This is a genomic window from Nostoc sp. (assembly GCF_036917195.1).
Lineage (GTDB): Bacteria > Cyanobacteriota > Cyanobacteriia > Cyanobacteriales > Nostocaceae > Nostoc.
In genome coordinates this window covers 26,810-41,629 of the sequence record NZ_JBALDG010000082.1, presented here as the reverse complement: position 1 = coordinate 41,629, position 14,820 = coordinate 26,810, and the positions used below count along the sequence as shown (strand labels likewise).

The 14,820-nt window shown below is 43.1% G+C and carries 10 protein-coding genes and 1 pseudogene; 2 read left to right on the top strand and 9 right to left on the bottom strand.

From position 1 onward, the window contains the following. Positions 1-517: 517 nt before the first annotated feature. The 3 genes from V7K40_RS29410 to V7K40_RS29400 all read right to left on the bottom strand — a co-directional run bounded on the left by V7K40_RS29410 (position 518) and on the right by V7K40_RS29400 (position 3,086). Entirely contained in the window at positions 518-2,290 is a 1,773-nt protein-coding gene (locus tag V7K40_RS29410) for a DnaJ domain-containing protein (RefSeq protein WP_334966057.1), read from the bottom strand. A gap of 233 nt (positions 2,291-2,523) precedes the next feature. Next, a complete protein-coding gene (locus V7K40_RS29405) occupies positions 2,524-2,781 on the bottom strand; it encodes a hypothetical protein (RefSeq protein ID WP_334966055.1) in 258 nt (85 codons plus the stop codon). Positions 2,782-2,897: 116 nt separating this feature from the next. Beyond that, positions 2,898-3,086 (bottom strand): type II toxin-antitoxin system HicB family antitoxin, encoded by a 189-nt coding sequence (locus V7K40_RS29400; RefSeq protein WP_334966053.1) that lies wholly within the window; start codon positions 3,084-3,086, stop codon positions 2,898-2,900. Positions 3,087-3,140: 54 nt separating this feature from the next. Here V7K40_RS29400 and V7K40_RS29395 point away from each other — a divergent pair, with 54 nt between their 5' ends. Continuing rightward, on the top strand, positions 3,141-4,334 hold the full coding sequence (locus tag V7K40_RS29395; protein ID WP_334966051.1) for a Coenzyme F420 hydrogenase/dehydrogenase, beta subunit C-terminal domain: 1,194 nt from the start codon (positions 3,141-3,143) through the stop codon (positions 4,332-4,334). Between the two features lie 145 nt (positions 4,335-4,479). Here V7K40_RS29395 and V7K40_RS29390 read toward each other — a convergent pair whose 3' ends face one another. The 6 genes and pseudogenes from V7K40_RS29390 to lepB all read right to left on the bottom strand — a co-directional run bounded on the left by V7K40_RS29390 (position 4,480) and on the right by lepB (position 12,949). After that, positions 4,480-4,842, bottom strand: a complete 363-nt coding sequence (locus V7K40_RS29390; protein WP_334966049.1) for a hypothetical protein — start codon at positions 4,840-4,842, stop codon at positions 4,480-4,482. Between the two features lie 244 nt (positions 4,843-5,086). Further along, a pseudogene (locus tag V7K40_RS29385) lies at positions 5,087-6,301 on the bottom strand (ABC transporter ATP-binding protein). Positions 6,302-7,859: 1,558 nt separating this feature from the next. Continuing rightward, positions 7,860-9,593: a R3H domain-containing nucleic acid-binding protein gene (locus tag V7K40_RS29380; protein ID WP_334966047.1), complete on the bottom strand. Its 1,734-nt coding sequence runs from the start codon at positions 9,591-9,593 to the stop codon at positions 7,860-7,862. Between the two features lie 437 nt (positions 9,594-10,030). Beyond that, on the bottom strand, positions 10,031-11,185 hold the full coding sequence (locus V7K40_RS29375) for an LdpA C-terminal domain-containing domain (protein ID WP_334966045.1): 1,155 nt from the start codon (positions 11,183-11,185) through the stop codon (positions 10,031-10,033). Between the two features lie 139 nt (positions 11,186-11,324). Beyond that, complete coding sequence (locus V7K40_RS29370; RefSeq protein WP_334966083.1) at positions 11,325-12,116, bottom strand: MOSC N-terminal beta barrel domain-containing protein; 792 nt, start codon at positions 12,114-12,116, stop codon at positions 11,325-11,327. A gap of 191 nt (positions 12,117-12,307) precedes the next feature. Then, positions 12,308-12,949, bottom strand: a complete 642-nt coding sequence (lepB, locus tag V7K40_RS29365; protein ID WP_334966043.1) for a signal peptidase I — start codon at positions 12,947-12,949, stop codon at positions 12,308-12,310. Positions 12,950-13,357: 408 nt separating this feature from the next. Here lepB and V7K40_RS29360 point away from each other — a divergent pair, with 408 nt between their 5' ends. Then, complete coding sequence (locus tag V7K40_RS29360; RefSeq protein WP_334966041.1) at positions 13,358-14,677, top strand: dihydroorotase; 1,320 nt, start codon at positions 13,358-13,360, stop codon at positions 14,675-14,677. Positions 14,678-14,820: the final 143 nt, after the last annotated feature.

Genomic DNA, 14,820 nt, shown 5'->3' with positions numbered 1-14,820 from the left:
TTTGGGTTGTGAATTTGTGGTAGATGCGTCTTCATTTATTATTTTTGCTATTCTCAGCATAACAAAAACGCTTCTTTTAATAGCAAATATGATTTGCAGAAAAATTAACTAACTATAAACAAATCTGCTGACATTTATGTAGCTTTATTGCTAGTTAATTTGCTTATAATCTATTACTTTTTGGGTTAATTATAGTTATTGTTCTTTACTACAAGCAGTAATATAATTATTAAAAATAGTCACACAATATATATAATATTTTTAGATTGTTTTTTGTTCCGTTTCATGTACGGAATCTTTGCTTTACTAAACAAAAATATATCTTCAGTGCTGTTTAGGGTTTGTATGAAGTTAAAACTGGTTGCAGTAATTTACTTGAGCCGGATTAGTTTTTGACACTAAAAGGTCAGATTATTCCCCTATAATCTAATAATTTATAACGTTTTGTCAGAATATGCAAGATGAATATTTGAAAAAGTTAATGTGTCAATAGTTCTGAAGAGTTATATATTTTACCCTACTGACATTTGTGAGCGTTTAACTGCTCCTGGAATTCTTTATAAGCTTGATTAATTCCTTGCATTAAAGCTTTTGCGATTGCAGAACTGTTGACATCAGGATGATACTGTCTTGCCAATCGAAGGTAGGCAAGTTTAACAACATTGGCATTATCACTCTGATCTATACCCAAGACTTCCCACCATTCCCCAGATAATACGGAGTCGAGAGTAAATTTATCAAAGTTTTGCATTTGACTCCAAATCTTGATGCTTCCGCCATTACCGCCACTTACCAGCGTCTTGCCATCAAAACTGAAAGCAACGGGATTTCGCCCAGAAAGATTTTGTAGTAATTCGCCAGTATGTAGGTTCCAAAGTTTGATAATACCGTCTCTGCTGCTACTGGCGAGGGTTTTTCCATCGGAGCTGATGGCAACAGATAAAACCGCTGCTGAGTGTCCAGTCAGAGTGGAGAGTAATTCTCCAGTTTGGAGATTCCACAGTTTTATTGTGGTGTCTGTGCTACCACTAATAAGAGTTTGACTGTTAAGACTAATAACAACTGTATTCACAGCTCCCAAATGTTCAGTAAGAATGTAGCGCTGTTGCCAAGTTTTTAAATCCCAAAGCCTAATAGTTTGATCAGCGCTACCACTTGCAAGGATTTTACCATCGGGACTAATGGTGACAGACAAAACTGCATCTGAGTGTCCATTCAAGGTGCGTTTTATTGTTCCTGTGTAGCGTCCCCAAATTCTAATCGTCTTATCGGCAGCACCACTGGCAAGAATTGCCCCATCAGGACTGTAGGTTACCGAGTTAACAAAACCATTATGACTGTAGGGAGAACTTAAATAAAATAATGTTCGGTGAAATTTTCTTGTGTCCATCTGCCAACAGCTGATTTTGCGATCAACACTACCACTTGCAATTTGTTGTCCATTAGGGCTGATAGCAACAGATAAAACTGCCTCTGCTTGTCCAGAGAACGTGTAAAGCCATTTTCCTGTTTTCAAGTTCCACAAATAAACTTGTCTGTCATCACTGCCACTAACTAAGGTAGTACCATCAGGACTGATAGCGATCGCATTAACTGCCCCTAAGTGACCCTTGAGTGTGCGTACACATCTCCAGCTGTCAGGTAGCTGGGTTGTCAGAGATATTCTTTCTGCTTCAATATTGCCAGTAGAAGGTTTAGGGGTAACAAATTTTGATTTTTTCTTTAATTTAGCTTTGAGCGCCTGTAACTCATCCTCGACTTCCAAAGCAGCAAATTTTTGGTTGAGATCCTCACCAGATAAAAATGCTTCTAATTCCATCACTGCTTCTGAATAGCCATCCATCTGCAAAACTTTCTCTTCCATTCGCTCAAAAAGCTGTGCTGGAGTTTCGCTAATTCCCGATTCGTCTAACAGTTTGGCAATACCATAGGCGGCGAGTCCCACCACTGCACCAATTCCCGCCATCGGGACTGCACCAATCCCAAATGCCAGCCCTACTTTAGGCGCAACTAAACCCATACCACCAATGACGTTATAAACACTAGCACCGCCGACTGCACCAATTCCTATTGCACCAAAAGCAGCAGCATCTCCCTGTGCGATCGCTTTAAAAGCGCCATAAGCAGCTGCACCAGCCACAGCGCCAGCAGCCACTACAGGAGTTGCACCAATGCCAACAGCACCAAATCCTCCGGCTAATCCCATCCCGCCTACGGTTGCGGAAACACCAACGCCTGCTAGGGTTCCGCCTGCGATAAAAGTTGCACCTGTTTTAGAGTTTTGTGTCACTGGTTTTATTTATAGGTAGTTTAAGTTCTTTACAGCATAGACTTGGTAAATTTTTCTGAGTTCAGGGAAATTTATAAAATCTTGATGAAGTATGTGAGTTTTTAATAAAAATAAACCGCAGAGGCGCAGAGAAAGCAGAGGAAGAGAGATTTGTGAAATAGTGAAATCTCTTCAGTAAATTCACTGAGGGCTAAAAATAATATTTGTCCAGAGTTGCTGTGCAAAGTTTAAATTTAATCTTGCACAACTCTTGTAATTAACTGAATTGAAGGGTTTGGCTCACTGTCGTTATAAGCTTTCCATGCACGATATCCAACATAGCCAACTGCTGCTGTTGCGGCTACTGGAAGTAATACCGGAGCTGCTACGGCAGTTCCGGCGGCGGCTATAGTTCCACTTGCAGCCGCTGCTGAACTAACCGCAGCCCCTGCCGCTGCTAGAGTTGCCACGTGTCCTGTAGCAATCAGCGTTACTGCGCTGCCCGAAGCCACTCCCGCAGCAAATGCCGCAAGATTTCCATAAATCTACTACCTTGTTTGTAAAAAATTTAAATTATTATGACAAATTTTTAGGTTGTTAAACTCATCCTCACAAAATTGACATATCCTCACTCTTCTTTCTCTGCGCTCTCTGTGTCTTTGTGGTTCCTTTCTCCTGACACACGCAGAGTTAATCTTTGAACTCTAGCAACTGCTTCTTCTCGTGTCTGCCCATAAGCCAGCACACCAGGAAAATTAATCACTTCAGCCAGAAAGCGCCCATCTACTTCTTGTTCAATCTCTATCGTGAAGTTCATAGCCAGTAAAGGTATTGTAATAAAAGCGATTCCTGAATAAAACAAAAAATTTACATGACCTCAGTTTCTCCTCACAAAAAAGCCAGAGCCTTAAAGCCTACCAGCCGCCGCCCTGCTAAAGAACTCTGTAGCGAGTGCGGACTATGCGATACATACTATATTCACTATGTCAAGGAAGCCTGCGCTTTTATTAATCAGCAAATAGGCGAACTTGAAGAAGAAACGCACACGCGATCGCGCCATCTCGATAATCCTGATGAACTCTACTTTGGTGTTCATCAAGACATGATAGCAGCGCGGAAACAACAGGCGATCGCAGGCGCACAATGGACGGGTATTGTTAGCAGCATTGCCATTGAAATGCTCAATCGCGGCATAGTTGAAGGTGTCGTCTGCGTGCAAAACACCAAAGAAGACCGCTTTCAACCCATGCCCATCATCGCTCGGACTCCAGAAGAAATACTAGCAGCGCGGGTAAATAAACCAACACTTTCCCCCAACCTTTCCGTATTGGAACAGATAGAAAAATCGGGGATGAAGCGGCTATTAGTAATTGGTGTTGGTTGCCAAATCCAGGCGCTACGAGCCGTAGAAAAACAACTTGGCTTAGAAAAGCTGTATGTCTTGGGTACGCCTTGCGTAGATAATGTTAACCGCGCTGGACTGCAAAAATTCTTAGAAACCACCAGCCGATCGCCTGATACAGTTGTGCATTACGAATTTATGCAAGACTTCCGAGTTCACTTCAAACATGAGGATGGCTCATCAGAAACAGTGCCTTTCTTTGGATTGAAGACAAATCAACTCAAAGATGTCTTTGCCCCATCCTGTATGAGTTGCTTTGATTACGTCAACTCCCTAGCAGATTTAGTTGTTGGCTACATGGGCGCACCCTTCGGCTGGCAATGGATTGTAGTTAGAAATGATACTGGTAAGGAAATGCTGGATTTGGTGAAAGACCAATTAGATACTCAACCAGTCATGTCTAAAGGCAACCGCAAAGAAGCTGTACAGCAAAGCATTCCCGCTTACGATAAAGGCGTTACCCTCCCGATGTGGGCAGCAAAACTGATGGGTGTGGTCATCGAAAAAATCGGCCCCAAGGGTTTAGAATATGCGCGGTTTTCCATTGATTCTCACTTTACTCGGAATTATTTGTATGTGAAACGAAATCATCCAGAGAAAATAGAGGCGCACGTTCCAGAGTTTGCCAAGCGTATTGTTGAGCAATATAAGTTACCAGAATAATGTTTACCGTTTGTGTAAAATATATCTAAGCCAAGCCTGCTTGCAAAAGCAGGCTTGGCTTAGATATGGGCAAACTTTTATACTAAATAGTAAAAGCTTGTTTGTAATTTTCTGCTCAGGGACAGTAGTTAATATTTAGTAATTATTAAGACTGCTTAGAACTTAATCGCTTACGGGCTAAAGTAACTGCTTTGACATTTTCGGTAATTAAAGCTACTTGACCACATAATCCAACTAGATTACTTACTCTTTCCATTTTTCCAGTATCTTTTTCTTCGTATAAAACTATACCTAATAAAAAAGCAGCGACAAATACATATCCAAGAATTTTTAGATTATTTACTCCTCTGTTGAGATAAATCATACCAGCAGGGACGAGAAAAAATGTTAACACACCAGCAACTATAGGGCTTTTTTCTGCTAGTTCTTCAGTTCTGCTTATATCTCTTTTAGTTGGGAGGAAAGGATTCCAAGGAGAGTCTGGGGTTTGATTAAAGTCAGTTCTCATTTTTTAAGTACTTTTAACAATTAAACAGTTTGCTTCTATACCTAAATATTTCAACAGAAACATGATTTTTGGCTTCAGAGTCAACACGGTTTTTATTTACGAGTTTTTGTAATACAGACCGTTAAATTACTGATAAACAATTTTGATAAGTATAAAATGCAATATTGAACGAAGGAAGCTATAGGGCAAAATATTCTTAAGCCTCTCCCCATGCTCCCTCATCCCCCTGCTCCCCATTCTCGACTCAGTTGTAGCTACTTGCTTGACGAGTAAACATCAAGTGATACTGTCCGCCTAGTGCCATGAGTTCATCATGAGTACCTACCTCGATAATTTGACCGTGTTCTAGTACTACTACTCGGTCTGCTAGTTTTGCCAAGGCGAGGCGATGGCTGACTACAACGGCTATTCTCCCCTTCGCCAGGGTACGCAAAATGTTGTAAATCTCATGTTCTGTTTTCGGATCAAGGTTCGCTGTTGGCTCGTCAAGGATGAGTAGTTCGGCTGGAGACAGTCGCAGTAAAGCACGAGCGATCGCTAACCTCTGCCATTGTCCCCCTGATAGATCAATACCGCCTTCTAGTTGTTTGCCTAAGAGAGTTTCCAAACCGTGATCGAGGTTTTGAATTACTCCAGCCAAACCAGCCTTGGCGATCGCTTCGGTGATAGCGTCGTCATCCTGCATTTTAGGTAAATCCCCAAAGGCAACATTCTCCCGCACAGTAGTTGGAAAACGAGCGTAATCTTGCATAACTACATCAATCCGCGATCGCAAATCTTCTAACCGGAGCGATGCCTACGGCGGGCTACGCCTACGCAAATCCTGCCCATTCCAAATAATCGCACCTTGGCTGGGGTCATAGAGGCGACACAATAGCTTTGCTAAAGTGGTCTTACCAGCACCATTCTCACCCACCAGTACAATCATCTCGTTGGGGTGAATCGTTAGGTTGATGTTTTTCAGGATGGGGCGTGGTTTACCGTCGTAGGTATTGCTATTGGGATAGGTAAAGGATAGATTTTCGATGTAAATACCTGTCTGCGACGCTTCATACTGAATTACATTCAGACCTGATAAAGCTTGCCGATGATGATTGCCATTTCTTTGAAAGTTCTGATTGTTAACAGCCGATTCCCTGACTTCTCCCCATATCTTTGTTACTGACCTTGATTGCAACTCTGAATGAGAACGGGATAATTGCGGCTCTAACTCCAAAACCTGGAAAATGGGTGTTGTTGCTAGTGCAATATTATATAACTCTGACCCGCCAGATATCAGATTCTTCAAACTTTGACGCACTTCCAAAATTACCCCAGTGTAAAGTGCCAAATCCCCTAAAGTATGGGTTCGACCTAGCACTCCCTGAACTACGTATACATAGGGCAACGCCAAGCCTAACCCACTCAATAAAGACCAACCAATAACCGCTGTTGTCCCCCGACGGCGGATTTGTTCCATTGCTCTAAAAATGGTATGGTAAAGTCCGTGCCAGCGTTCTAGCATTAAGGGTTGTAAGCTAAATAAGCGTAGTTCCTTGGCGTATGTCTCCCCAGTTAAAACCGTGTTGTATAAGTTCATTTCCCGAAGAACACTCGCTTGGGTTCTTTCTATCTTCCAAGCTTGCTTACGGTATTTCATCTCCACATACATAGCAGGGGTAACGCAGCAGAACAAAATTAGTGGTACCCACCAAGCAAGGGACACTGAAAGCAGTATGACTGGAATGAAGATAAAAATTCCCTCTAACATTGTTAAAAGGCTGAAATAAAGGTCTGGAAGCAGTTGCACTCCCTTTTCGGTCAACTGTACCAAATTGAGCAAATCGGGTGTTTCAAACAGGGCAATATCTTCAAAAGTGGCAATCTTCTCAATCACTTGTCCTTGGACAAAGCCTAGAATGCGATGCCTGCGGCGGGCTACGCCTACGCGCACGGAAGTATATACAAAGTCATTAATGCTAGCGATCGCATCACTCACCAAATTCACCAGCAGTGAACCTGCAATACTGGAGAGTAGCAGCGGTTGAGAAAGTATTAGGGCGATAGCATTCTGCGTTGTCCCGATGCTCAATAAGCGAGTAATTTCATCAATGATCACCTTGTTGAACCAAATGGCGATCGTTGGGCTTGAACTACTCAGTAATGTCAAAATTGTCACGTAGCGTAGCTCCTTTGGAACTACCTGCATTACCGTTGCCACACTTCGGCGAAATGCTTGAAATGGAGAAATTTCAATTATTTGCATATAGTTTAAAGTAGCAAATAATCACAAAATTCCCAGACTTTGTGATCTCAATTTCAATGAGTAGCAAATGCGAACGCACTGATATCAAGTTAATAGCAGATATGAGCGTAGGCGTAGCCCGCTGTAAGCATCGCTCGTGTGAGTGCAAGAAAATTTTGAGAATTAGGCGATAGTTTTCCGAAATTGATAATCTAAGCTTGGTAGTTATTACCAGAACACGGATTATAAATAACTTCTATAACTAGCCTTGGGGGAATACGGTCCCATAAAAACCTGGTCTTCGTGACCGGGTTTTTTGGCATGGAGTAGATACTGACATGGGTAAATTAACACATACCGTAGCTCCTTTGGAACTACTTGCATCACCATTGCCACACTGCGGCGAAAAGCTTGAAACAGAGAAATTTCAATTATTTGCATATGGCTTAAAGTAGCAAATAATAACAAAATTCTCAGAGGTATTTAGCTTGGGAAGGTTTGGGTTGTGGCTGCGGAAGTTAATAGCGTGAACAAAGTTGATACTGCCTAGAATTACTGAAACAGATAATGCTAGAAAAAAGCAGAGAAATAATACATAACCTTTGAGCCGAAGCATATTTTCAAACCTCGCAAATCTATAACTTTATAGTTTGAGAGTTCGAGGTTAAAACAAGACTTACCATTTAAACTCTGCAATCGGCTGTCTTGTGCGGGATAAGTTCTATTTCCTGATTCCTCTCTCCGCTATGCCTAACGGCAGGCTGACGCCAACGGAGAGAGGTTGGGGGTGAGGTTATGCTGGATAAATCCGCAATCTTCTATTTGGTTCTTCACCAAAACTATGCGACTTGAGGCGATAATGTTCTACCAACTCATGTTGCATTTTGCGGACTTGTGGAGAACGCGGCAATAACTCGACTGGCTGTCCTTTAGGAATTACAATTTGCTCAACAGCAAGTCTGGCTTCTTCAAGAGCGTCCATCTCATCATCACTACCACTGTGCAAAAACAGTTGCAGTTCGCGGTCATCAGCCATTTCTGGGTCGTCCATGTTCAGCAACCGCCGCAAACCACGGGTAATTTGGGGAATGGTGCTCGACTTAATCATGTGGATGGGTACATGACGGGCTTTGGCCATTTGGCGTAATTTGGCGTGGTTTTTGACGTGCGATCGCAGTGCTAAAATTGCATCAGCACTATCTATATCTTTTGTCAATACCACAGGTAAAGTTAGCACGCTGATTACCTGTTCTAATTGGTGGCGGCTGACGCCATAGGGGTAAACATGGAGTGGCAAATCTTCACCATTAGGTCCTGGCTGTCTGGTAGCAGCACCTAAATCAATGCTCTCCGAATAATTGAAGGATTCATCCAGCAAACGGTCAAACTCACTCCGTCCAGTCACCCGCTCTACTGGCAATTGCGGCAGTGCTACCATTTGCCCAGATGAACGCCAGCCATTAGACGGTCGCGCCGGTGAGAAAGATTCCTCCACTGTCGCTAGCTGTCCACCGCGACCGTTGACAACGGCTAACTGCCTTGTAACCCCAACTTTGCCGTGGTCATCAACAGTTCTCGTTTGTGGGGTAGGCTGACGCCCCCGCAGCAGATTATCTACTGTGTCAGCAACACTTTCGTGTACTGTCCAGCGTTGCCGTTCCAACATTTCCACAGCAATCTCGAAGGTAGGAGGCGCTTTCCGCTCCAAAACAGTCTTTTGAGAACCCCGGCGTCTAGCTTCGTCGTCTCCCAGTGTCACAGCTTGGATACCCCCAACTAAATCAGCAAGGGTGGGGTTTTTAATCAGATTTTCTATCTGATTCCCGTGGGCAGTACCTACCAACTGTACACCCCGTTCAGCAATGGTACGAGCCGCTAAAGCTTCCAGTTCCGTGCCAATTTCATCAATGACAATGACTTCTGGCATATGGTTTTCCACTGCCTCAATCATCACCTGATGCTGTTGTTCTGGATGAGCCACTTGCATCCGCCTAGCGCGACCAATGGCGGGGTGGGCAACATCACCATCCCCAGCTATTTCGTTAGAGGTGTCAATAATCACCACTCGCTTATTCAGTTCATCCGCCAAAACACGGGCAATTTCCCGTAAGGCAGTAGTTTTGCCCACGCCTGGACGCCCCAGCATGAGAATCGATTTACCAGTTTCTACTAAATCGCGGATCATGCCAATGGTTCCGAATACCGCCCGACCAACGCGACAGGTCAAGCCAATAATCTTACCGGTGCGATTGCGGATGGCGCTGATCCGATGTAAAGTTTGCTCAATTCCTGCTCGATTATCTCCGCCAAAGATTCCGACTCGTTGAATGCAATCATCTATCTGTTCTTGACTAACGGGTACTTCGCTCAGATATTCAGCTTGATTGGGAAAGCGAGCCTCTGGGCGACGACCCAAATCCAAAACCACTTCTACTAAACTATCTCGTTTGGGATGACTCTCTAGTGCTTGTTGCAAATCTTGGGGCAAAATGTCTAATAACTTTTGGAGATCGTCTGTAATCGTCATGCTTTATATGGTGACGGAAACAACAGCAAATGAATACTTTCAGCCTTTAACTGTTCTCAAGCGCTCACTTCATGCTCAAACTCCCTACCTTGACTATACGAGCATAAATTATTAGTACAACTGGATACTCAGTATTTATGCTTGACAAATGCTCACTCTCTCAACCTATCGGGGAATGAGGGACAAAAGCATACCTCTATCTTATATCTCTAAAGTTGTTGAAGTAATAGTCTAAGAACTTTCACTACGTGGAACCTACAAAAAAACCCCAACCTTTTTAGGTCGAAGACTAGGTGCGTTACGGTTGTAAACTGATTTACAAATTTTGAACCAGCGCAACCAAAGGGCGAGGAACCGTTAACTGACCAATTAAGTTTCAGATTTGCGTGCAAGAGAACCCGTTCTGGGTAATTGTCCTGAGCAATAAATTAACGCTCCTACTGTGACTTAATTTGGGAAACGAGAGAATGGGCAAGTTCTACAGCTTGCCAAAGTAATCCGTCATCTTCTTCTAGGCGAACAGTTGCCTTAATATTGGTGTTACTTACCTCCTTATTCTCTAATTGATCGAGAATCGGTGACAGCAGCACACGGGCGTAGCTACCGTAGGCGACCCCGGCAATGGAGGCAGGAGGGGAGCTCTTAGCTGGGAGCAGGGGTGAAAACTCTTCTCCTCTGCCCCCAGCAAAGAGCCTCTCTGCCTCTTTGAGCAGTCCCATTGCCTTTAACTTAGCAACGGTATAGCTATTAGTGCCGCCTGCTAACTGCACATATCCCGGTAATTTAGCTGCCAAAACTTTTTGCCCTAATTTCACTGCGGCTATTGTAGTGCCATCACCAATATCGCCGCTCATAGGGCGACCGTCGGTTTGCCATATTAAAGCACTCTTGAGTGGGGCAATCAAGTCATATATTGCTTTTAGGTAGTCAGTCATCCCATCGCCATCGGGACAGCTGATGGCTAGTACCTTTAATTGGTCGACCCACGGTGAAATTGCTTGCCACAATCGCTGAAATTCTGCCAACCGCCCTACTTGTGTATGGATTTCTAGGGCATCTACTCCCGTTGACATTATCAATGGCGCGATCGCTCCCGGCGTTGTCACATATGAAGATGTATAAATTATATTATATGGACAAATTGGTATGCAACGACCGCAGCCATAGCACTTTTCGGATACTACTCCCGAAAAGTCTTCTTTTTTATTGTTAAATATGATTGCTTGTGCCGGACAAATCCGTTCACAGGGTCTAGGGCAATCTGTAGGACACTCAGTAGGATTAAATTCTGCTTTCCGAAAATGGGGGTCTTCTCCATCGTTCAGGCTGACCATTAAAAAGGGTGAATTGCCTTTGTAGTCAAAGCCTCGCTTTTGGGCATCTCTAGCAAGAGTTCTGGCTACAAGTAGCGCTGCTTGCGCCGCTGCAATTACTGCTGGATCAGCTGCAACATCTATACAGTCAGCGCCCGCCAAAGTATAGGCTAACGTTAAACTTCTGACTGCCGACAAATGCTGGAAGCTGGCTCCGCAGATCAGCTTGAACCAGTCACCTTGTTTGAGAGATTGTAAAGGGGCGAATAGATCAGTCACACTTACTTGATTTTCCAGTTTCAAAAGCTCTCAACTTGTACAAAAATCTATATTTAACTACAACAATTTTAAAATTTTCATGCAAATAAATGATCAAAACAAAAAAAATTTACTTTGTATTTTTTATTTCAAATAAATGTTAATTTTCTTGTGGAAGTATATTAACCTCATCGCCGATTTGTAAAATTTTTCCGGTTGAAGATGGAGGTAATTGGGTATTGACACTCAATCTGTAAAAGTGATTAAAAGGCGATGAAGCAACCCAATCTGGCAAGGTTGCTTGCCGCTGGTTCGCAAAGATTTTTTGAAAGTTTGGGTAAGCTTCCCCTAAGTAAGAATCGCGTGTTGGGACTATACAACGCTGACATGGCTTAACCCCAAAAAAGTGGACATCTCCCACTTGAAAGGAAAATAAATCACCTTGTTCAGTAAATAGCTGGTCTTCCCAAAATGCTGGTACACCATCAATCTCAATGTTGGCACGCATCCGACGACGCATTTCATCTACACTTAAACCGGGAAACCAAGAAGCTACTTCTGCCAACGTTGCTGTACTAATTACCGTTGAACCTGGTGCAGATGTATCGTCAGGAAAGCCCATCAGAGAGTTTTGCCTGAATGTGACAGCAAACCCAAAAAAATCACTCAAAGTTGCTTCTAGCGCTTGCCGTTCGTCATCCAGATGAAAAATTTGTTGTGAGTCGCTGCCTGGGATTTGTAGCGAGATAGTTCTATTGAAGAGTGCAAATTGCGCCCTTAGTAAATGGATTTTAGCATGACGCTTGGCATTGACAAATTTATCCTGTTCGTCAAAAATGGCAAACTCACGGTCATACTGTAGTGCGCCACTGGCAAGAACTCCAGCGTTCTCAACTTCAACACCATCCAGTGACTTAACTGGATACACTAAAATCTTGGCTAGGTAAGGCATCATAGCAATTTTGGATTTTAGATTTGCGAAAAGTTGTAAGGAGAGCCACTGCGTTGCGCGGGTTAAGAGCTTTGTAACAAGTCCCTCCGTAGCAAACTTTTCAAGACAAAATTTGGATTAAAGATTGGTGATTTAGCAGTTCCCAATCTAAAATTCTTTTGTTACTTATCCAGCTTAGTAATATTGTTAATTTATGGATATAGTGGCGATTTATCTATTCCTCCAACATGATTTAGAGGCCAGAAGCGAACTATAGCCCGTCCAATAATATTCTGGCGGGGAACAACACCCCAGCAGCGGCCATCATAACTATTGTTGCGATTATCACCTAATACTAAGTATGAATCGGCTGGTATAGTCTGGAGTTTCGCCAAAAAAGGTGGCTGTGGTCCTGATTGGCAAACATCAATTACTGTACTTTGCCCAGAACTGAGGTAATTGGCTTCTGAGAGGGGTTTGTTGTTGATATAGACTTTGCCATCTCTAAGTTGTACTTTTTCTCCAGGTAAGCCAATTACCCGTTTAATAAAAGCATCCTGGTATTGTTCTTTTTGTAGTTCTTTGGTAGGTGAAAATACTACAATATCTCCCCTCTGTGGGTCAGCAAATTTATATTTCAACTTATCGACAATGATTTTGTCTGCCTCCCACTGGTTTGGCGTACCATGCAGAGTCGGTTCCATCGATCCAGAAGGAATCCAGCGTGCTTCAGCAACAAATGTACGAATTCCCAGAGCTAGAACAATGCTCAATACAATTGTTCTACCTAGCTCTGCGATCCAAGAATTATCAGGTTGTTGACTAGAATTGTTATCAGGCACTTGATTTTGCATGAAATTACTTAACTGAACGAAAGATGTAGGTAATTAACTCGCCTAGTGAGACTTTATTTGTTAATCTTAACGGGAAAACTTTAATTTCCTAGTCATGTTGGCATCTTGACTACCAATTTTAGATTGTGGATTTGAGATTTTGGATTGGGGGTGTTTCTTATGGGTCATGACTCGTCTCTGGTGGGTGAAACCAATGGAAAATCGTCAAGCTGCATCCCTTCTAGGGTACGGTCAATAACAAAATCCTAAATCTAAAATCCAAAATTGATTGACGGGCTTCTTCATAAATTAAAAATAAACTTTTTTTTAACACACGGCAAAAATTGGTTACTCCGAGCGCGAATAAGTTTAATCTAAAAGCATGGTTCTCTGTAATACATAGCTCCCTGTCTGAACAAAGTTAACTCTATGTCATCCCCACAAAATTTACTGATTCGCCGCGCTCGCATAATTCTACCCAATGGTGAACTGATGATTGGGGATGTGTTGACGCGCGATCGCCAAATAGTCGAAGTTGCCCCAGAAATCTCTCAAACAGCAATAGCCACTGAAATTGACGCACAAGGGTTAACTTTGTTGCCAGGAGTTATCGATCCGCAAGTGCATTTTCGGGAACCTGGACTAGAACACAAGGAAGATTTATTCACTGCCAGTTGTGCCTGTGCTAAAGGCGGAGTCACTTCTTTTTTAGAAATGCCCAATACGCGCCCCCTGACTACGACACAGCAGGCTTTAAACGACAAGCTAGAACGTGCCTCCCACAAGTCCTTGGTTAATTATGGCTTTTTTATTGGGGCAACAGCAGAGAATCTCCCAGATTTGCTTTTGGCAAAGCCAACACCAGGAATTAAGATTTTCATGGGGTCGATGCATGGTCAGTTGCTGGTTGATGGCGAAACAGCACTCTCGGCGATATTTGCTAAAGGCTCGCGCTTGATTGCCGTTCATGCCGAAGACCAAGCTAGAATCAACCAACGACGCCAAGAATTTGCCAACATCCACGATCCAGCTGTTCACTCGCAAATTCAAGATAATCAAGCGGCCTTGCTTGCAACCCAACTGGCATTAAAACTTTCTCAAAAATATCAACGTCGTCTGCATATTCTGCACATGTCAACTGCCGAGGAAGCAGATTTGCTGCGTCAGGAGAAACCTAGTTGGGTAACAGCAGAGGTGACACCACAGCATTTGTTGTTGAATACTAGTGCTTATGAGAAGATTGGTACATTAGCACAGATGAATCCACCTTTGCGATCGCCCCACGATAACGAAGTTCTCTGGCAAGCTTTGCGCGATGGCGTGATTGATTTCGTCGCTACAGATCACGCGCCGCACACCTTAGAAGAAAAAGCTCAAGAATACCCCAATAGTCCTTCAGGAATGCCTGGGGTGGAAACTTCCCTAGCTTTAATGTTAACTGCGGCGATGGAGGGAAAGTGTACTGTTGCTCAAGTTGTAAACTGGATGTCTAAAGCTGTAGCTGTGGCCTATGGTATTCCTAATAAAGGAGCGATCGCACCTGGTTACGATGCCGATTTAGTACTTGTAGATTTAAACACATACCGTCCAGTCCGGCGGGAGGAACTTCTAACCAAGTGCCGTTGGAGTCCCTTTGAAGGCTGGAACCTCACTGGCTGGGCTACAACCACCATTGTCGGTGGTGAGATAGTTTATGACAAAGGCCAGGTAAATACGCAAGTCCGGGGTCAAGCTTTAACTTTCTTGTAGCAAATATTTATTTAAGCTTACGTAATAGACAAATAATTATACATCAAAGTCATACTTTAATTGGCAAGATTTTTATCTACCAGAGTTAAGGTTAGTAGTGTGTCAAGTTTAAATTGATGGGTAAAAAAGTTCGTAGTTAGGAC

Coding starts and splice junctions, on each gene's coding strand:
- V7K40_RS29370 (WP_334966083.1), bottom strand. CDS start 12,116: ATGCCTTACCTAGCCAAGATTTTAGTGTATCCAGTTAAGTCACTGGAT.
- V7K40_RS29380 (WP_334966047.1), bottom strand. CDS start 9,593: ATGACGATTACAGACGATCTCCAAAAGTTATTAGACATTTTGCCCCAA.
- V7K40_RS29395 (WP_334966051.1), top strand. CDS start 3,141: ATGACCTCAGTTTCTCCTCACAAAAAAGCCAGAGCCTTAAAGCCTACC.
- lepB (WP_334966043.1), bottom strand. CDS start 12,949: ATGCAAAATCAAGTGCCTGATAACAATTCTAGTCAACAACCTGATAAT.
- V7K40_RS29390 (WP_334966049.1), bottom strand. CDS start 4,842: ATGAGAACTGACTTTAATCAAACCCCAGACTCTCCTTGGAATCCTTTC.
- V7K40_RS29400 (WP_334966053.1), bottom strand. CDS start 3,086: ATGAACTTCACGATAGAGATTGAACAAGAAGTAGATGGGCGCTTTCTG.
- V7K40_RS29360 (WP_334966041.1), top strand. CDS start 13,358: ATGTCATCCCCACAAAATTTACTGATTCGCCGCGCTCGCATAATTCTA.